This is a genomic window from Celeribacter baekdonensis, from assembly GCF_003047105.1.
GTDB classification, from domain to species: domain Bacteria; phylum Pseudomonadota; class Alphaproteobacteria; order Rhodobacterales; family Rhodobacteraceae; genus Celeribacter; species Celeribacter baekdonensis_B.
Genome location: NZ_CP028475.1, coordinates 2,105,701 through 2,124,390 on the forward strand (window position 1 = coordinate 2,105,701; position 18,690 = coordinate 2,124,390).

The 18,690-nt window shown below is 57.2% G+C and carries 17 protein-coding genes; 14 read left to right on the forward strand and 3 right to left on the reverse strand.

Annotated elements, in window-relative coordinates; translation table 11 throughout:
* Positions 1–75 precede the first annotated feature (75 nt).
* The 3 genes from DA792_RS13940 to murJ are packed head-to-tail and all read left to right on the forward strand — an operon-like array spanning position 76 to position 5,586.
* On the forward strand, positions 76–1,254 hold the full coding sequence (locus DA792_RS13940; RefSeq protein WP_107720460.1) for a penicillin-binding protein activator: 1,179 nt from the start codon (positions 76–78) through the stop codon (positions 1,252–1,254).
* On the forward strand, positions 1,214–4,036 hold the full coding sequence (locus DA792_RS13945) for a [protein-PII] uridylyltransferase (protein ID WP_199908066.1): 2,823 nt from the start codon (positions 1,214–1,216) through the stop codon (positions 4,034–4,036). Before DA792_RS13940 ends, DA792_RS13945 begins: the two co-directional genes overlap by 41 nt.
* Complete coding sequence (gene murJ / locus DA792_RS13950; protein ID WP_107720461.1) at positions 4,033–5,586, forward strand: murein biosynthesis integral membrane protein MurJ; 1,554 nt, start codon at positions 4,033–4,035, stop codon at positions 5,584–5,586. The genes DA792_RS13945 and murJ overlap by 4 nt, the downstream gene beginning before the upstream one ends.
* A 14-nt stretch (positions 5,587–5,600) precedes the next feature.
* On the opposite strand, the gene DA792_RS13955 is transcribed toward murJ, so the two are convergent.
* Positions 5,601–6,299: a rhomboid family intramembrane serine protease gene (locus DA792_RS13955; RefSeq protein ID WP_107720462.1), complete on the reverse strand. Its 699-nt coding sequence runs from the start codon at positions 6,297–6,299 to the stop codon at positions 5,601–5,603.
* 78 nt (positions 6,300–6,377) lie between these two features.
* Here DA792_RS13955 and trpS point away from each other — a divergent pair, with 78 nt between their 5' ends.
* Entirely contained in the window at positions 6,378–7,394 is a 1,017-nt protein-coding gene (gene trpS, locus DA792_RS13960) for a tryptophan--tRNA ligase (RefSeq protein WP_107720463.1), read from the forward strand.
* A gap of 72 nt (positions 7,395–7,466) precedes the next feature.
* On the opposite strand, the gene DA792_RS13965 is transcribed toward trpS, so the two are convergent.
* Positions 7,467–8,051, reverse strand: coding sequence for a L,D-transpeptidase (locus tag DA792_RS13965; protein WP_107720464.1), 585 nt, complete (start codon positions 8,049–8,051; stop codon positions 7,467–7,469).
* 386 nt (positions 8,052–8,437) lie between these two features.
* Between DA792_RS13965 and DA792_RS13970 the strand changes: the two genes are divergently transcribed.
* The 10 genes from DA792_RS13970 (at position 8,438) to DA792_RS14015 (ending at position 17,106) form a co-directional block, all read left to right on the forward strand.
* Positions 8,438–8,893 carry a universal stress protein gene (locus DA792_RS13970; RefSeq protein WP_107720465.1) on the forward strand — a complete coding sequence of 152 codons (456 nt, stop codon included), beginning with the start codon at positions 8,438–8,440 and terminating at the stop codon, positions 8,891–8,893.
* 1 nt (position 8,894) lies between these two features.
* Entirely contained in the window at positions 8,895–9,359 is a 465-nt protein-coding gene (locus DA792_RS13975; RefSeq protein WP_107720466.1) for a DUF2267 domain-containing protein, read from the forward strand.
* Between the two features lie 95 nt (positions 9,360–9,454).
* The gene (locus DA792_RS13980; protein WP_107720467.1) at positions 9,455–10,018 is read left to right on the forward strand and encodes a NifU family protein; all 564 of its coding nucleotides are present in this window, start codon (positions 9,455–9,457) and stop codon (positions 10,016–10,018) included.
* Between the two features lie 9 nt (positions 10,019–10,027).
* A complete protein-coding gene (locus tag DA792_RS13985) occupies positions 10,028–10,450 on the forward strand; it encodes a GNAT family N-acetyltransferase (RefSeq protein ID WP_107720468.1) in 423 nt (140 codons plus the stop codon).
* A 204-nt stretch (positions 10,451–10,654) separates the two neighbouring features.
* A complete protein-coding gene (locus DA792_RS13990) occupies positions 10,655–11,644 on the forward strand; it encodes a BMP family lipoprotein (RefSeq protein WP_107720469.1) in 990 nt (329 codons plus the stop codon).
* A 13-nt stretch (positions 11,645–11,657) separates the two neighbouring features.
* Positions 11,658–13,268 carry an ABC transporter ATP-binding protein gene (locus DA792_RS13995; RefSeq protein ID WP_199908067.1) on the forward strand — a complete coding sequence of 537 codons (1,611 nt, stop codon included), beginning with the start codon at positions 11,658–11,660 and terminating at the stop codon, positions 13,266–13,268.
* Complete coding sequence (locus DA792_RS14000) at positions 13,265–14,362, forward strand: ABC transporter permease (protein WP_107720470.1); 1,098 nt, start codon at positions 13,265–13,267, stop codon at positions 14,360–14,362. Before DA792_RS13995 ends, DA792_RS14000 begins: the two co-directional genes overlap by 4 nt.
* Before the next feature lie 2 nt (positions 14,363–14,364).
* Positions 14,365–15,327 (forward strand): ABC transporter permease, encoded by a 963-nt coding sequence (locus DA792_RS14005; RefSeq protein ID WP_107720471.1) that lies wholly within the window; start codon positions 14,365–14,367, stop codon positions 15,325–15,327.
* A gap of 124 nt (positions 15,328–15,451) precedes the next feature.
* Positions 15,452–16,360, forward strand: a complete 909-nt coding sequence (locus tag DA792_RS14010) for a sulfite exporter TauE/SafE family protein (protein ID WP_107720472.1) — start codon at positions 15,452–15,454, stop codon at positions 16,358–16,360.
* Positions 16,357–17,106 (forward strand): TIGR02186 family protein, encoded by a 750-nt coding sequence (locus tag DA792_RS14015; protein ID WP_107720473.1) that lies wholly within the window; start codon positions 16,357–16,359, stop codon positions 17,104–17,106. The genes DA792_RS14010 and DA792_RS14015 overlap by 4 nt, the downstream gene beginning before the upstream one ends.
* Here the strand turns inward: DA792_RS14015 and DA792_RS14020 are convergent, their stop codons facing one another.
* On the reverse strand, positions 17,107–18,660 hold the full coding sequence (locus DA792_RS14020; RefSeq protein ID WP_107720474.1) for an ATP-dependent DNA helicase: 1,554 nt from the start codon (positions 18,658–18,660) through the stop codon (positions 17,107–17,109).
* Positions 18,661–18,690: the final 30 nt, after the last annotated feature.

Here is an 18,690-nt window from a genome sequence, read left to right on the forward strand (position 1 = left end):
CGTGTCGCATAGTCTGCGAAGGTGTCCAAAAGACCCAAGTTGCCAAGAGTTCGCCGTCAGGAGTGAGGTTCCCCTATGTTCGCTGTTCTAAGCGCCGCCCGCAAGTCCATCAAAAAACTTGCGTTGGCCTTGTCTTTCACTGCCCTTGCCGCCTGTGATCCGGGCGCGCTTCAGGTTGGCGGCGGTCCGACCATCAACACGGACAAACCCGTGCCCGTTGCGCTGTTGGTGCCTTACGAATCGCAACAGGGGGGTGACGTTGCCTTGGCGCAGTCTTTGGAGAACGCGGCCCGTTTGGCGATGGCCGATCTACAAGGCGTGACAATTGATTTGCGGGTCTATGCCACGGGCGGCCAAGCCGAACGTGCCTCAGCCGCAGCCTCGCAAGCGGTCCAAGACGGGGCCAAGATCATCCTTGGTCCGGTGTACGGCGGCTCGGCCAAATTGGCGGGCATCCCGGCGGCCAACGCAGGCATCAATGTGCTGTCCTTCTCCAACAACCCGGACATCGCGGGCGGCAACGTCTTTATCCTCGGCGATACCTTTAGCAATACGGCCAACCGACTTGTCTCCTATGCCAAGACCAATGGCAAAAACCGGATCATGGTTGTGAACGGCCAAAGCCCGGCGGAAAATTCCGGCGCGAGCGCAATCAAAACCGCCATCTCTCGTAAAGGTGCGACATTTGCAGGAGAACAGAGCTTTGAGTTGAGCCAACAGGGCGTGGTGCAATCCATTCGCCCCATCGCCGCCGCCGCCCGCAGCTCCGGTGCGGATGCGATTTTCTTTACCTCGGGCAATGACGGTGCCATGCCGCTTTTGGCCCAGATGTTGCCGGAAAACGGCATCAAATCGCCGCAACCACAATTCATCGGTCTGCAACGGTGGAATTTCCCGGCCTCCGCACTGAGCTTGCCGGGCCTGCAAGACAGCTGGTTTGCCATCCCCGACCAACGCCTCGTCAACAGCTTTTCCAACCGCTACTCCGCCCAATATGGCGCAGCACCGCACGCTTTGGCGGGGCTGGCCTATGACGGGATCGCGGCGATTGGGGCCTTGGTTCAGTCCGGCAACCAAAACGCCCTCACCACTCAAGGCCTGACCCGCAACTCCGGCTTTGTCGGCGTTAACGGGATTTTCCGGCTTTTGTCCGATGGTACGAATGAACGCGGCCTCTCCGTGGCGACCATCCAAAACAATCAGGTAATCGAGATTGACCCTGCACCAAGATCCTTCGCGGGCGCTGGCTTCTAACGGCCCCGCCCTTTCCGACTTTGTTCCCGCCCCTGCCGGGAGCCTGATTTGCGCTGAAACGGCAATTTTCGATGTCTCCGCCGTGGCGGAGGCGTTGGACGTTGCTTGGGTTGACGCAAAAGATGCGGCGGCCCTGCGCAAAGCCACCGTAGCCGTGCTCAACGCAGCCCAAGACAAAGGCCGCGCCACCATCGCCGCCGCCATAGCTGAGGCTCCACGCAATGCCCGCCCGGCGGTGCGATCCTATGCGTGGCTCACCGATTGCATTGTCACCTCGGTCCTGTTCACGGCACAAACCAAACTGCACCCGAACCCCAACCCGACCGAAGGCGAGCGCATCGCGATTTTGGCTGTGGGGGGCTATGGCCGGGCCGAAATGTCGCCGCAATCCGATGTCGATCTGTTGTTCTTGGCCCCCCATAAAATCAGCGGCTGGATCGAAAGTCTGGTCGAGAGCATGCTCTATATGTTCTGGGATTTGCACCTTAAAGTCGGTCATTCCACCCGCACGATCCGCGATTGTATCCGTCTGGGACGCGAAGATTTCACCATTCGCACCGCGATGTTGGAGTTGCGTTATTTGGCCGGAAACCGGGATTTGGCGACCGAACTCCATGTAAAATTGCGCGACGAATTGTTTCGCACCACGGCGCGCGAATTCATCGAAGCCAAACTGCAAGAACGCGCCGAACGCCACCGCAAACAAGGCGGCCAACGCTATGTGGTCGAGCCCAATATCAAAGAGGGCAAAGGTGGCTTGCGCGATCTGCACACGCTGTTTTGGATCGCCAAATACGTCCACGGTGTGCGCAACACCGCCGATTTGGTCAAGGCGGGTGTGTTCACCGCCGAGGAATATCGCCAGTTCGAAGAGGCGGAGACCTTTCTTTACGCCGCACGCAATGCGCTTCATCTGATCGCCGGACGGCCGATGGACCAACTGACCTTTGACATGCAGGTCGAGGTGGCGGATCGCTTGGGCTATATCGACCATTCTGGTCGTCGCGCGGTCGAACATTTTATGCAGGATTTCTTTCGCCACGCGACCCGCGTTGGCGAATTGACCCGGATTTTCCTGACCTCGCTTGAGGCGCAACACGTCAAACAAGAACCGGCGCTGCAACGGCTGTTCAAACGGCGGCGCAAGATCGACAATCAATATGAGCTGGTCCACAACCGCCTCAATGTGCTCGATCGCAAGGCGTTTTTGGCGGACAAACTCAACCTGCTGCGCGTGTTCGAAGAAGGGCTGCGCACCGGGTATCTGTTGCACCCGGATGTAATGCGGCTGATCTCGGCCAATCTCGACAAAATCGACACTGAGATGCGCAACACGCCTGAGGCTCAGCGGATTTTCGTGGATCTGTTGCTCAAACACGGCAACCCCGAACGCGCGCTGCGCCGGATGAATGAACTGGGCGTTTTGGGGGCGTTTATCCCGGAGTTTCAGTACATTGTCGCGATGATGCAATTCAACATGTATCACAGCTACACGGTGGATGAGCACACGATTCAGGTGATCTCCAACCTGGCGCAAATCGAGCGTGGCGAGTTGACCGACCCACTGCCTTTGGCAACAAGCATCCTAAAGACCGGCATCAACCGCAAAGTGCTTTATGTCGCAATGTTGCTGCATGACATTGGCAAAGGCCGCCCCGAGGACCATTCGATCATCGGCGCACAAATCGCGCGCAAAGTGGCACCGCGTCTTGGCCTGAAACCGGCGGAATGCGAGACGGTGGAATGGCTGGTCCGTTACCACCTCTTGATGTCGGATATGGCGCAAAAACGCGACATTTCCGATCCGCGCACGGTGCGTGACTTTGCCAAGGCGGTGAAGACCCGCGAGCGGCTTGATCTTTTGACGGTGCTGACGGTCTGTGACATTCGCGGCGTTGGCCCGAATGTCTGGAACAATTGGAAAGCGGTGTTGTTGCGCAACCTGCATGCACAGACGGCCTATGCACTTGAGCACGGACTGGAAGAAGTCAACCGCGATGCGCGCCAGGGCGAAGCGAAAAAAGTCCTGCGCGAAAAGCTGTCTGGCTGGGACACAAGCGAGCGACGCAAAGAAATTCAGCGCCATTATGGCCCCTATTGGCAAGGACTGCCGCTGTCTGCCCATCTGGTCTTTGCCGAGCTTTTAAAGGGCATCAAGGACGACGAAATCCGCACAGATTTGCATCCCGATGAGGACCGCGATGCCACCCGCGCCTGTTTTGCGCTGGCTGACCATCACGGCATTTTCTCGCGTCTTGCAGGTGCTTTGGCTTTGGTCGGCGCCAATGTCGTGGACGCGCGCACCTACACCTCCAAAGATGGCTATGCGACCGCTGTGTTTTGGATTCAGGACAACGATGGCAATCCGTTTGAACAGGCCCGCCTGCCGCGTCTGCGTCAGATGATCGACAAGATTTTGCGCGGGGAAATGGGCGCACGTCAGGCGCTCGACTCCCGCGACAAAATCAAGAAACGCGAAAGCAAATTCCGGGTGCCGACCTCCATCAGTTTCGACAATGAGGGCTCGGAAATTTTCACCATCATCGAAGTGGACACCCGTGATCGCCCCGGTCTGTTGTACGATCTGACCCGCGTTTTGGCCGCCAACAACGTCTCCATCGCCACCGCCCAGATCGCCACATATGGCGCACAGGTCGTGGACGTCTTTTATGTCAAGGACATGTTCGGAATGAAATTCCACAGTGAATCCAAACGCCGCACGTTAGAAAAGAAGCTGCGCGAAGCGATTGATCAGGGCGCGGAACGGGCGCGCAGCGCATGAAGCCCATCCGTCTTGTGCGCGGCTTCGTGACCGTGGGCGGCTGGACATTAATGAGCCGGGTGCTTGGGTTTGTGCGCGACGCGTTGATCGCGGCCTATTTGGGCGCGGGACCGGCGGCAGAGGCCTTTGTCGTGGCCTTTTCCTTGCCCAATATGTTCCGCCGTTTTTTCGCCGAAGGCACGTTGAACGTGGCCTTTGTGCCGCTGTTCTCAAAGAAACTTGAAACCACGGAGGGTGCCGAAGCGGACGCCAAACGCTTTGCCGAGGATACGCTCTCGGTCCTTGCCACGGCGCTGATCGTTTTGACACTTTTGGCAACGGTTTTCATGCCCGCTTTGGTCGCGGCCATGGCTGCGGGGTTCATCGGCGACGCACGGTTTGACTTGGCGGTGGATTTCGGACGGATCGCCTTTCCTTACGTGGTCTTTATCTCTTTGGGCGCGCTGTTTTCCGGGGTCTTGAACGCCACCGGGCGCTTCGCCGTCGCCGCCGCCGCTCCGGTTTTGCTCAACGTCGTGCTCTCGGTCGCGATGATCTCGGCGGCCAAATTAGGCTGGCCCGTGGATCACGCCTTGATCTGGGCGGTGCCTGTGGCCGGTCTGGCACAATTGCTCGTGGTCTGGCGCGCTGCGGCCAAGGCGGGGTTCGGCTTGCGCCCACGCCTGCCGCGCCTGACGCCTGAACTCAAACATTTGTTTCTTTTGGCCGGTCCCGCCGCTTTGGCGGGTGGCGTGGTTCAGATCAACCTGTTGATCGGTCGGCAGGTCGCGTCATTCTCTGAAACCGGCGCGTTGCAGTATCTCAACTTGGCAGATCGGCTGTATCAATTGCCCTTGGGTGTGGTCGCCATTGCCATTGGCGTTGTTCTTTTGCCGGATCTGTCGCGGCGCTTGCAGGCCGGAGACGGTCAGGGCGCGCGCGATGCCTATAACCGCGCGTTTGAATTTGCGCTCCTGCTGACCGTGCCAGCAGCGATTGCGCTGATCGTTATCCCTGAGCCGTTGATTTCCTTTTTGTTTCAACGCGGAGCCTTCACCCCCGCGGACGCTCAGAAAACCGCCTATGCGGTGGCGATTTATGGTCTCGGGCTACCGGCCTTTGTGATGCAAAAGGTGTTGCAACCGCTGTATTTTGCCCGTGAAGACACTAAAACTCCGTTCCGCTTTGCGCTCTATTCGATGGTGATCAACGCGATTGTGGCCATCGGCCTGTCTTTTGTCATTGGCTATCTGGCGGCAGCGGTCGCGACCACTTTTGCCGCTTGGGGCATGGTCGCACTGTTGTGGTTTGGCAAATCCGACATGGGCGACGAGGTTCATGCAGACCCGCGCTTGATCCGGCGCGCACCGCGTATTTTGATCGCCTCTGTGATGATGGGCGCGCTGCTTTATGGTGCCAATATTGCGCTCGCTCCGGTGTTCGATCTGTCACGCGGGCTTGGCACGCTGATCTTGGTCAGCCTCGGTATCATCGGTTATTTCGCCTTTGCCCAAGCGATTGGCGCGGTGCGATTTATCGAACTTAAAGGCGCGGTAAGGCGTCAGAAATAACGGGATGGCGGCGGTTAACGCCGCCGCAACCGTGCGATGATCCGCCCCAAAGCCCCCGGCACCAAAAGCGCCGCTGTGGCAAAGCCTGCGACGAAACCTGCGAGTTTTGCGACCCAATCGGGAGAGCCGCCGTACAACAGGCCGAAGACCAATTGCAGCCCCATCAACAACCCGATCAGGGTAAAGGCCCGCATCCGGTTCTCCTGCATTCGGCCAAGGCCAAGCCAAAGGATAAACGTATACGCCCCGATAAAGCCGTAAGCCGCAGGATAAGCGCCCAAAAGCGGCTGAGCTGTATTCAAAATCAAGCCATAGATCAGCGCGCCGAACAGGGTTGAAACGAAGAAGATCACGAAGACCGCGACATTGCCAAAGGTCTCGCCGACCATTTTGCCCAGAGCCAAAATAAAGACGATCGCCATCAGAGCATGAGTCAAAGAGTAATGCACAAAAGCGTAGCTCAAAAACCGGATCACATGCTCAAGCGGCCAAGTGCCCTGCGTGCGCATCGCCTCAAAAACGGTGTCAAAGAACCCGTAATCCTCCATTGCGGCAATCCGCCAACCGACCGCATCGGGACCACCGATGATGCCGTAAGACCCGATTTGAAACAGCGCCTCGATGCCACCCAGCACCAAAGCCAGCGCCACCACCGCAGGCGGCAGAGAGTTAAACGGCAATTCGGGACGATGCTCGGAGGGGGTATCATTCATTTTCGGGGGCTTTCCTTGACGCGTTCGTCCTGCATAGGTAAGCGATGATCACCTAACAATCCAGTGACGGAGTTCCAGATGGAGAAGCTCGCCTTCACCCCCCGTGTTTTTTCGGGGATCAAGCCTTCGGGCGGGCTCACACTCGGCAACTACTTGGGCGCGATCAAGCGTTTCGTAGATATGCAGGGCGGTGAGTTCGAAACCATCTATTGCGTGGTGGACATGCACGCGATCACTGTTTGGCAAGACCCCGAGGATCTGCGCCATGCGACCCGTGAAGTGGCCGCAGGCTACCTTGCGGCGGGCATCGACCCGGAGAAATCGGTCTTGTTCAATCAGTCTCGTGTGTCGGCCCACGCGGAGCTCGGTTGGCTGTTCAACTGTGTCGCGCGCGTCGGGTGGATGAACCGGATGACGCAGTTCAAAGACAAGGCGGGTAAAAACGCCGAAAACGTGTCGCTTGGGCTCTACGCCTACCCATCTTTGATGGCGGCCGATATTTTGCTTTATCACGCCACGCATGTGCCGGTGGGCGAAGATCAAAAGCAACACGTCGAATTGACCCGCGACATCGCCAATAAGTTCAACCATGATTACAAGGTCGATTTCTTCCCGGAAACGATCCCGGTGATCGAAGGTCCGGCGATGCGCGTGATGAACCTGCGCGATGGCACCAAGAAAATGTCCAAATCGGGTGAGTCGGACATGGAACGCGTCAACATGACCGACGACGCCGACACGATCGCAAAAAAGTTCAAAAAGGCCAAATCGGACGCGGATGTGTTGCCCGAAGAAATGGAAGGACTCGCAAACCGCCCGGATGCGCGCAACCTAGTGAACATCTACGCAGGTTTGTCCAATATGACGGGCGAAGAGGTTTTGGCGGTCTATGGCGGCCAAGGCTGGGGCAAGTTCAAACCCGATCTGGCCGAGCTTGCGGTCGAAAAACTCGCGCCGATCTCAAACGAGATGAAACGCCTGATGAATGACCCGGCGGAGATTGACCGGATCATGGCGAAAGGCGCGGACAAGGCCAATGAGATCGCCCAGCCGATCCTCAATAAGACCTTTGAGATCATGGGTTTCGTGCGCTAGAAAGCGCGCGTCATTCCAATCAAAAGGGCGCCCGATGAGGCGCCCTTTTCGTTTTCATTGCAGTCCAAAACCTCAAACCAGCTTCACCTGTGTGCCCACCGCCACGCGGGGGTAGAGATCGGCAATCATCTCATTATAAAGGCCGATACAGCCATCTGACGAGCGCCGCCCGATCTTGCGTGTGTCATGGGTGCCATGGATACGGTAATATTGCCACGACAGGTACAAAGCATGAGTGCCAAGCGGGTTTTCCGGCCCGGCGGGCACCGTGACCGGCAGGCTCGGGTCGCGTTCGCGCATCGACGGCGTTGGTGTCCAGGTCGGCCCCTCCACCTTTTTGATCACCTCGGTATAACCCCGTTTGGTCAATTCCTCGGAAATCGGAACTGAGGTTGGATAAAGTTTATATTCCCCATCCGCAGCCCAAAAATGCAAAGCACGGCTCACCGTATCGGCGACAATCGCGCCTTTTCCCAAACTGTCGAAATGCTCATGCCAATCAATTCGGCGAAAGCTTGAAATATTGCGGCGTGCATTTTGTGGCGCTTGCAATTCATCCGGCAAGGTCAGCCCGATCTCTTGGGCAAACGCCGCTTTGCCGAGAAAGGGTGCAGCCAAGGTCAGCGCCAAAAACTTACGTCTTTTCAAATCGCTCATGTGAATATCCTCGTCGTTTGTGCGTTGCCGGCACCAAACAGACCCCTGCGACAAACCTCAAATCACGATGGGGTTAACTGGCCAACACGCCGCACAAACGCAGCGTGAATGTCACAGAAGGGATTCAAACCTGTCCTAAATTAAACCTGCGCCGCATCAGAATCATGGCCCGTCCCCGCCAAAGCGCATGCCCTTGCGCGTGATGTGCGCGGCTTGATCCGTTTCCCCGACAGATCAGCTTCCATTGACCCTCGGTTCCTCGGAACCGGGGGCTTTCGGTTTTGTGCCGCCCCCCCCTCTCTCGCGTTGGGGCTGTTGCGTCCGGCGCGCGCCTCGGTCATCATCGGGCAAAGCCCATTGATCGGGCATCATTCAAAGAGGCCGATATGCGTAAGTTTCTCGTCATCCTTGATGACAGTCGCGAATGTCTCAATGCCATGCGGTTTGCGGCCATGCGCGCTGCGAAATCGAACGGTGGTGTGACAATCCTGTCGATCATTCCGCCCGAAGAGTTCAACCATTGGATTGGCGTGGCTGATTTGATGCGAGAAGAGACCCGCGACCGCATCATTGCCCATTACGAAGTCTTCGCCAAATGGATGCGCGACCGACAGGGCATTGATCCTGAATTGGTGATCCGCGAAGGTGAAGCGGTGCATGAAATCCTCACTCAAATCAAAGAAGACCCGAAAATTGGCGTTTTGGTTTTGGGCGCAGGCACGGAAAAATCCGGCCCCGGCCCACTCATAGCGGCGATGATGAAACAGGCGGGTTTTTTGCCCATCCCGATGACACTTGTTCCCGGCGAGATGTCAAAAGAACGCCTTGAGGCGGTGACCTGATATGCCGATGCCATGGAGCTACAAACATTCTGAGAAAGAGTTTAAATCCTTTCTCAAGGATGCAAGGGACCGCATGGGGCAGGTTCTTGAAAGCGACAATATGGCCTATACTGCGGTCGATGGCGTGCTGCATGTGTTTCGCCGTCGCCTGACCCCGCCGCAGGTGATTGCCTTTGGCGATGTCTTGCCCTCAACCCTGCGCGCGATGTTGGTCTATGGCTGGAAAGTGGACGCAGTGCCTTTGCCCTTTGGCTCTCGCTCAGAGATGATCCGCGAGGCACAGGAGTTACGCCAGAACCACAATATCACGCCGCTCAATGTGATCGAAGCCACCGGCTACGCCATATGGCGCCATGTGAACCACCAAGATTTGGCACGCGTTTTGGCCCAGATTGGCCCTGAGGCCGTGACGTTTTGGCATGTGCCGGGCGTGTCGGCGAAAGAGTTACAGCAACAGATCATTTAGTCTGGCTGACGCGTATCGCGATTAGAATCATTCTAAAACTTGACTTTTGCGCCCCAAACGCGCATATCCGACAATGATCCTAAGGAATATCCGAAATGTTCATTCAGACCGAATCCACACCGAACCCCGCAACCTTGAAATTCTTGCCCGGTCAGACCGTGCTTGAAGCCGGAACGGCAGACTTTCCCACAGCAGACTCTGCGGCTGCTTCGCCGTTGGCACAGCGCGTGTTTGCGGTCGGCAATGTCACCGGCGTGTTTTTGGGCTCCGATTTCGTCACCGTGACCAAAGAGGACGCCACCGATTGGGACCATATCAAACCCGCCATTCTTGGCGCGATCATGGAGCATTTCCAATCCGGCGCACAGGTCATGGACACCCATGCCAGTGCCGCTGGCGGGCATGCGGACCATGATGGACCCGACAGCGAAATCGTCAAACAAATCAAAGAATTGCTCGACACCCGCGTGCGCCCCGCCGTGGCCCAAGACGGGGGCGACATCACGTTCCACGGCTTTGATCGCGGCATTGTTTACCTGCATATGCAGGGCGCATGCGCGGGCTGCCCCTCTTCGACCCTGACGCTGAAAATGGGCATCGAAAACCTGTTGCGCCATTATATCCCCGAGGTGCTCGAAGTGCGCCCCGTTGCGGCCTAAGTGTCTGAAATGACACCAGAGGAGCTTGCCGCGCTCCATTTTGCGAGTTTTCAAACGCCCCGCCCATGGTCTGCCAAAGACTTTGCGGGGCTTTTGTCTATGCGCGAGAATTTTATCATCACCGGCGATGGACCGTCCTTCATCATGGGCCGCACTGCCGCCCATGAAGCCGAACTTTTGACCCTCGCCGTCCATCCCGAAGCCCGCGGTCACGGCCTGGGCCGGGAAATGTTGCGCGCCTATGAGGAAGAGGCCAAATCGCGCCTCGCTTTGATGTCATTCCTAGAAGTGGCCGAGACGAACACCGTCGCCATTTCGCTCTATCTTTCCGAAGGCTACAGCGAATCTGGTCGGCGTCCGCGCTATTACACCACGCCCGCGAATGAGAAAATCGACGCATTGGTTCTGTCCAAGCCTCTAAAACATACGTGACCCTGCGTCACAAAGCGCCGGAATGCCCAATCTCCCTTCATTGCGCGACCAAACGGTCAAAAATGGTAAAATGTGTATTGACCCTCCCTCTGTGACGCGCCCTAATCTCGTCATACTGCGAGACTGTTTTCTCGCTCACATGGGCTTTGACTTGTTTTCAAATAAGGGACTGCCCCAATAGTAAGTATCCAACGGGAGATACCCATGACCCTGACCAAAACACTCCTCGGCGCTGCCGCCACATTGGCCCTGACCTCTGGCGCAGCTTTGGCCGATCCGGCGATCATTTTTGACCTTGGCGGCAAATTTGATAAATCATTTAACGAAGCCGCGTTTAACGGTGCGGAGCGTTGGGCCAAGGAAACGGGCGGGAGCTACCGCGATGTCGAGCTTCAATCCGACGCGCAGCGCGAACAGTATCTGCGCAACTTCGCCGAAAAAGGCTTTAACCCGATCGTAATGGCAGGCTTCTCCTTCGCCACCGCGCTTGAAACCGTGGCCGCTGATTTCCCGGACACCAAATTCGCCATCATCGACATGGTCGTGGATGCGCCGAACGTGCGCTCCGTGGTGTTCAACGAACAAGAAGGCTCCTACCTCGCTGGGATCGCCGCAGCGTATGCGGCCAAGGGCGACACCGTGTCCTTTGTCGGCGGCATGGACATCCCGCTGATCTCCAAATTCGCCTGTGGCTATGCTGAAGGCTTCAAATCCGTGAAACCCGAAGGCAAGGTCATCGTCAACATGACCGGCACCACGCCTGCGGCTTGGAACGATCCGGTGAAGGGCGGCGAATTGACCCGCGCGCAAAAATCTGCGGGCTCTGAAGTTGTGTTCGCGGCGGCTGGCGGCACCGGTCTTGGTGTTCTGCAAACCGCAGCTGATGAGGGCATGCTCTCCATCGGCGTCGACAGCAACCAAAACTATCTCCAGCCCGGCTCGGTTTTGACCTCCATGGTCAAACGCGTCGACAACGCTGTCTTCGATGCCTTTACGCAAGGCGAAAACCTTGAAACCGGCATCAACGTGATGGGCCTGTCCAACGACGGTGTTGCGGTTGCCATGGATGAATACAACGCCGCTTTGATCACACCTGAAATGAAAGCGGCCATCGACGACGCCACCGCGAAAATCATCTCCGGCGAAGTTGTGGTGCACGACTACATGTCCGACGAATCCTGCCCGGCGTTTTAAGGGCAGCTGTCGCATGAGCGTCCAGTCTGAAGCGGGGCGGCAGGCAACTGCCGCCCCCACCGCTTCCTCCGCCCCCATTGACGCGCCAGCGATTGAACTGCGCGGGATTTCCAAAGCCTTTGGCCCGGTTCAAGCCAATAAGGACATCTCGATCACGGTCAAAAAAGGCACGGTCCACGGTATCATCGGCGAAAACGGCGCGGGGAAATCCACGCTGATGTCGATCCTCTATGGCTTTTACAAAGCCGATGCGGGGACCATCCACATCAAGGGCCAAGAGGTCCAGATTGCCGACAGCCAAGCCGCGATTTCGGCGGGCATCGGCATGGTGTTCCAGCACTTTAAACTGGTCGAAAATTTCACCGTGCTCGAAAATGTCGTTCTGGGGGCGGAAGACGGGGGATTGCTCAAACCCTCGCTGGCGAAAGCCCGCAAACTTTTAAAGCAACTCTCTGATGAATATCAACTTTCAGTCGATCCAGATGCTTTGATCGAAGATCTCTCTGTGGGCCACCAGCAACGGGTTGAGATCCTCAAAGCGCTCTATCGTCAAGCCGACATCCTGATTTTGGACGAACCCACTGGGGTGTTGACCCCAGCCGAGGCGAACCATTTGTTCCGCATTCTCGAAGGGCTCAAAGAGCAGGGCAAAACCATCATCTTGATCACCCATAAGCTGCGCGAAATCATGGAGATCACCGACACGGTGTCCGTGATGCGCCGAGGCGAGATGACCGCAACGGTACAAACGGCCGAGACCACCCCCGAAGATCTGGCTGAGCTGATGGTCGGTCGCAAAGTCTTGCTTCATGTTGAGAAAAAGCCCGCCGCACCGGGCGCGCAGATTTTGGAAATTGAAAACCTGCATGTTATTGATGAGCAGGGTGTGGAACGGGTCAAAGGCATTGATTTGCATGTCCGTGCTGGTGAAATTCTTGGGATTTGTGGTGTGGCTGGCAATGGCCAAACCGAGCTTTTGGAAGTCCTTGGCGGCTATCAAAACGGCACCGGCACGATCCGTTTGAATGGCGAAGAAATCGACCTCACCGGCAAAAACTCAGACGGCCAGTCCCGCCGCGCCCGTGGGATTTCGCATGTGCCAGAGGACCGGCATGACGAAGGCCTGATCCTTGAATTTGCAGCTTGGGAAAACATGGTGTTTGGCTACCACCACGCCCCTGAATACCAGAAAAATCGCTTTTTGATGGACAACGCCGGGATCAAGGCGATGACCCAAGAGAGTATGACCAAATTCGACGTGCGCCCGCCGAACCCCAAGCTGGAGGCCAAAAGTTTTTCTGGCGGCAACCAGCAAAAAATCGTGTTGGCGCGCGAAATCGAGCGCAACCCCGACCTGTTGTTGATCGGTCAGCCGACGCGCGGCGTCGATATTGGTGCCATCGAATTCATTCACCAACAGATCGTACATCTGCGCGATGCGGGCAAAGCCATCCTTTTGGTCTCGGTCGAATTGGATGAAATCCTCTCGCTGAGTGACCGAATTGCGGTGATGTTTGATGGCAAAATCATGGGCGAACGCCTGCCTTCTGAGACCAATGAAGGCGAGCTTGGCCTGATGATGGCCGGGATTGCCGAAGAAAAATCGGGGGAGGCAGGTCAATGAATAAAATGCCCAAATGGGCGGATGCCGTCCTCATTCCGCTGATTTCAATCCTCTTGGCCTTCTTGCTTTCGGGGCTGGTGATCATGGCCATCGGCAAAGACCCGGTGGTGGCACTCAAAACCATGGTGCAAGGCGCTTTTGGTAGCTCAAACGGCATCGGCTACACGCTTTATTACACCACCAATTTCATCTTCACCGGCCTCTCGGTCGCCGTCGCCTATCACGCCCGTTTGTTCAACATCGGCTCTGAAGGCCAGGCCGCGTTGGGCGGTTTGGGCGTGGCGCTTGTGTGCCTTTATGTGCCCTGGCCGCATTGGGCCATTGCCCTGCCTGCGGCGATGATCGGCGGCGCTGTGTTTGGTGCAGCTTGGGCGTTTATCCCCGCCTATCTTCAGGCCAAGCGCGGCAGCCATATCGTCATCACCACCATCATGTTCAACTTTATCGGCTCCGCATTGATTGGCTATATCCTGTTGAATTACCTCAAAGTTCCGGGGTCTATGTCAACTGAAAGCGCGCGATTTGGGGCTGGGGCGCATTTGCCGACTTTCCATGAAATGTTGGCGCCCTTTGGCATCGAGTTTAACAAAAACGCCCCCGTCAACGTGTCCTTCCTGATCGCACTTTTGGCCGCTGTGGGGTTTTATTTCCTGATCTGGCGCACCCGGCTCGGCTATGAAATCCGCGCCTATGGCCAATCGCAAACGGCCGCGAAATATGCGGGCATCAACCCGGTGCGCATCGTCGTCATCGCCATGCTGATCTCGGGTGCCTTGTCCGGCCTGATGGCGATCAACAACGTGATGGGCGAGGCCGAACGGTTGATCGACAACGCCGTCGAGGGCGCGGGTTTTATCGGCATTGCCGTGGCCTTGATGGGCCGCAACCACCCGATCGGGATCGTGTTGGCGGCGCTGCTCTTTGGCTTTTTGTACCAAGGCGGCGGCGAGTTATCATTCTGGGAATCGATCCCGCGCGAATTGGTCGTGGTCATTCAGGCCTTGGTGATCATGTTCACCGGCGCGCTCGACAATATGGTGCGCGCGCCACTTGAAAAACTGTTCATCGCCCTCAACAAGAAAAAGGAGGCGTGAGCATGGACTATCTCACGATCATCCAAATCCTCGACAGCACCGTGCGCCTTGCCACGCCTTTGCTTTTGACCTGTCTGGCCGGGCTGTTTTCCGAACGCGCTGGTGTCGTTGACATCGGGCTTGAGGGTAAGTTGTTAGCGGCGGCGTTTTTGGCCGGGGCTGCGGCCTCGGTCACCGGGTCGATTTGGATCGGGCTTTTGGCAGGTGTCGCCGGGTCTTTGGCGTTTTCCATGATCCACGGATTGGCCTCGATCACTTTCAAAGGCGATCAACTGATCTCCGGCGTGGCGCTGAACTTTCTGGCCGCCGGTCTGACCGTTGTCGTGGGCCAAAGTTGGTTTAAACTTGGCGGGCGCACGCCCTCGCTGCCCACGGATGCGCGATTTGGCGAATGGAACCTGCCGTTTTCCGATGCTTTGGCCGATGTGCCCTTCATTGGCCCGCTCTACAACGAGTTGATTTCGGGCCACACTGCGCTGACCTATATGGCGCTGCTTGCCGTGCCACTGTCGTGGTGGGTGCTCTATCGCACCCGCTTTGGTCTACGTCTGCGCGCTGTGGGGGAAAACCCCTCCGCCGTCGATACGGCCGGCGTGTCGGTGGTGAGACTGCGCTTTGCGGCGCTGGTCATCGCAGGCGTGTTGTGCGGCATGGCCGGGACCTATCTTGCCTCTCTCGCGGCGGGTTTCGTCAAAGACATGTCGGCGGGACGCGGCTACATCGCCTTGGCGGCCTTGATTTTTGCCAAATGGCGACCGTGGTATGCACTCTCCGCCACGATGTTGTTTGGTCTCTTGGAGGCCATCGGCAATCGCTACCAATCCATCACCATGGGCGATTTCACCATCCCCGTGCAGTTCATGCAGGCCCTGCCCTACATCCTGACGGTGATCATTTTGGCGGGCTTTGTGGGCAAAGCCATTCCGCCACGCGCGGGCGGCACGCCCTATGTCAAAGAGCGATAAGCCACCTAGAAAATGATGCGAAGCGGGCCCTCGGGTCCGCTTTTGTGTCTCAAACGCAGCGGATCATTTGACGCGCGCGCCAAATCACTGCATTGCTGAAGAAAGACGTCGCGAAAGTCCCCCCATGCAAATATTTCTCCCCATCGCAGAAGTTTCGGTGAATGCCTTCACCCTACTCGGCATCGGCGGGATCGTGGGCGTGTTGTCGGGCATGTTTGGTGTGGGCGGCGGCTTTTTGATCACGCCACTGTTGTTCTTTGTCGGCATCCCACCCGCCGTGGCTGTCGCCACCTCCGCCAATCAAATTGTCGCCTCATCGGTCTCCGGTGTGCTTGCCCATTTCAAACGCAAGACGGTAGATTTGAAGATGGGGTTTGTGCTGTTGGGCGGCGGCCTTGTTGGCTCCGCCATCGGCATTCAGATCTTCAATATGCTCAAAGCCATGGGGCAGGTCGATTTGCTTGTGACCCTCTGTTACGTGGTGTTTTTGGGCATCATTGGCTTTTTGATGCTGATCGAATCCATTCGCGCCATCAAACGGGCCAGAGGTCGCCCCGGCGGACGACCGGAACGCAAAAAACACCTCTGGGTTCACAACCTTCCGCTAAAGATGAAATTCCGCGCCTCCGGCCTTTATATCTCTGCCATCCCGCCAATTGCAGTGGGTGTCATGGTGGGTATGTTGGGGGCCGTTATGGGCGTCGGCGGCGGGTTCATCATGGTGCCTGCGATGATCTATCTGCTTGGAATGCCGACCAAAGTTGTGATCGGCACCTCGCTGTTTCAGATCATTTTCACCGCAGGCTTCACCACCTTACTACACGCCTATACCAACCATACGGTGGACGTGCTTTTGGCGTTTTTGTTGCTTGTTGGGGGCGTCATTGGGGCCCAGATCGGCACACAAATCGGGCTAAAAATGAAAGCCGAACAATTGCGGATTTTGCTCGCGCTTTTGGTGCTGGCCGTCTGTCTCAAACTGGGTTTCGATCTATTATTGCCGCCCAAAGAACTCTACTCGCTGGGGACATGATGACGCGTGTTTTTGCCCTGCTGTTTGGACTGTTGATCCTGCCTGGTCTGGGCCAGGCGGAACAAGTCGTCGCCGCGCTCAGCCAAAGCCGGATTTCCATCACGGCCAATTTTGACGGATCTGAAATTCTGATTTTTGGCGCGGTCAAACGCGACCAACCGACACCGCAAGATGACCCGCTTGATGTCATCATCACCGTCGCAGGGCCTGAAAAGGTCGAAACCATCCGCCGTAAAGATCGCCGTTTTGGCATTTGGATCAATGTCGAGGCGCAGGTGATTGGCCATACGCCGACCTTTTACACGGTTACCTCGACACGGGAGTTGGCCGATATTTTGCCGCCTCTGACCGACAGTCTTTGGAAAATCACCGCCGACAAACGGATTTTGCCCGGGATGCGTGGGCTTCCTGCCCGCGAGGCCTTGATCCGGCTGCGCAAGGCGGATGATCTGTACCGCACCCGCGAAGGCGCGGTCACTCTGAGCGAAGACACGTTGTTTCAAACCTCGATCACCCTGCCCTCCAATATCGTGGAAGGCGGCTACACCACGCGGATTTTTTTGCTGCGCGGTGGAGAGGTGATCGACAGTTATAGCACAACGATCAATGTGCAAAAAGTTGGGATTGAGCGCTGGCTTTATAGCCTCGCCTATCAACATGCGTTGATCTATGGCGTGATGGCTTTGGCGATTGCTGGGCTGTTTGGGTGGGGTGCCTCAGCCGCGTTTCGCATCCTTCGGCGTTGATCACAACATCCCGTCGGCCTGTGCCTCAAGCGTCAAAGGCGCCGCCTCTTTGGCGGTCAAATCCGCAACAGACAACGGCGCTGTCGGCTTTGCCAATCGCGCCATCGTCACCCACAACAATCGCGTTTCGGCGCGGGTGATGGCAACATAGGTCAGCCGTTTCCAAAGCGGTATCCCCGCCTCCATCCGACCCGCCCGCGCAGCCGCCATGATGTCGGGGGCAAAGACCTGAACGCTGTCCCATTGCGAGCCCTGCGCCTTGTGAATCGTGACTGCGGCCCCATGCAAAAATGCGGCCCCCATGCGGGCGGCAAAAGGGATAAACGGTTCTTCTTCATCGGGAATTTCGATTTTAACGATGGAGGCCGCTGAAATATTCGGGTCCTCCGCACCAATCACATGCAATCGTGAAAAGCCTGGTTTGCGCCCCGGGCCGAGGTAGACAACCTGCGCGCCTTTGATCAGGCCACGCGCCTCAAGATCGAGCCGCTTTTTACGGTGTTTCGCTGGCAATTCGATCCCATCACAGATCAAAGGTTCGCCGGGCAACAAGGCGTCAACGGGTGCGCCATGGACATTGCGGAACGCTTGGATCAGCCGGATGCGAGTGGCATTGCGCCAGACTAGCACGGGCGAGCGCGCCATCAGGTCGCTTTCCACCCGACTGGCATAGACCACACGCTCGTCGCGGGCTGCGGCCTCTTGGATCATACGATCAAACTGGTCAAATCCAAGCTGCGGATCGGCCAAAGCATGGGCCAGATCGAGGATTGGGTTGTCTTGGGTTTGACGGTGGATGCGGTGCAACACATGGGTGTTTTCCTCGCCCAGCGTTTCAAACACCATCTCACCGGCTTGATTGACCGGCGCCAACTGCGCCGGGTCACCGAACAGCACAAGCGTTGGGAAAATCTCTTTGAGATCATCAAGTTGGCGTTTATCCAACATTGAGCTTTCATCGACGAAACCGATGTCGAGCGGATCTTCGCGGCGTTTCCATCCGGTGATAAAATCAGAGCCGCGCAATCCCGCCGCCGCCAAAGCGCCGGGGATGGATTTGTGAGTTTGGTAAAAGGCATAGGCCCGATCCAGGGCCTCATCTGTCAGCCCCTCAACCGAGAGAGCCTCGACATCCGGGCGCTCACCATTGCCCGCCAGCCATTCGGCGATTTTCTCATATTCCGGATCATAGACAGGGGTGTAGAGAATGCGGTGGATGGTGGTCGCGGGCACGCCACGGGTGCGCAACACCGACGCCGCTTTGTTGGTCGGCGCCAAGATCGCCAAGGTGCGGCGGTCCTTTTTCTTGCGACCTTCCCAATCGCCGGACACGATATCAACCCCCGCCTCATCCAGCGCCTTGTACAGCTCCGCAAGCAGGAGGGTTTTGCCCGATCCCGCCTTGCCGATCACCGCGCGGATTTGCGTGTCCGTTGAGGCCATGGGCACAATCACCCCATCCTCAAGATCAACCCCCACCTGTTTCAGCACGGCGCTGATGGCGTCATAGGCCTCGGCCTGATCGTCGGAGAATGTAAGCGCGGTTCCAGTCATGGCGGCGACCCTAAAGCGTTTCGAGACAAA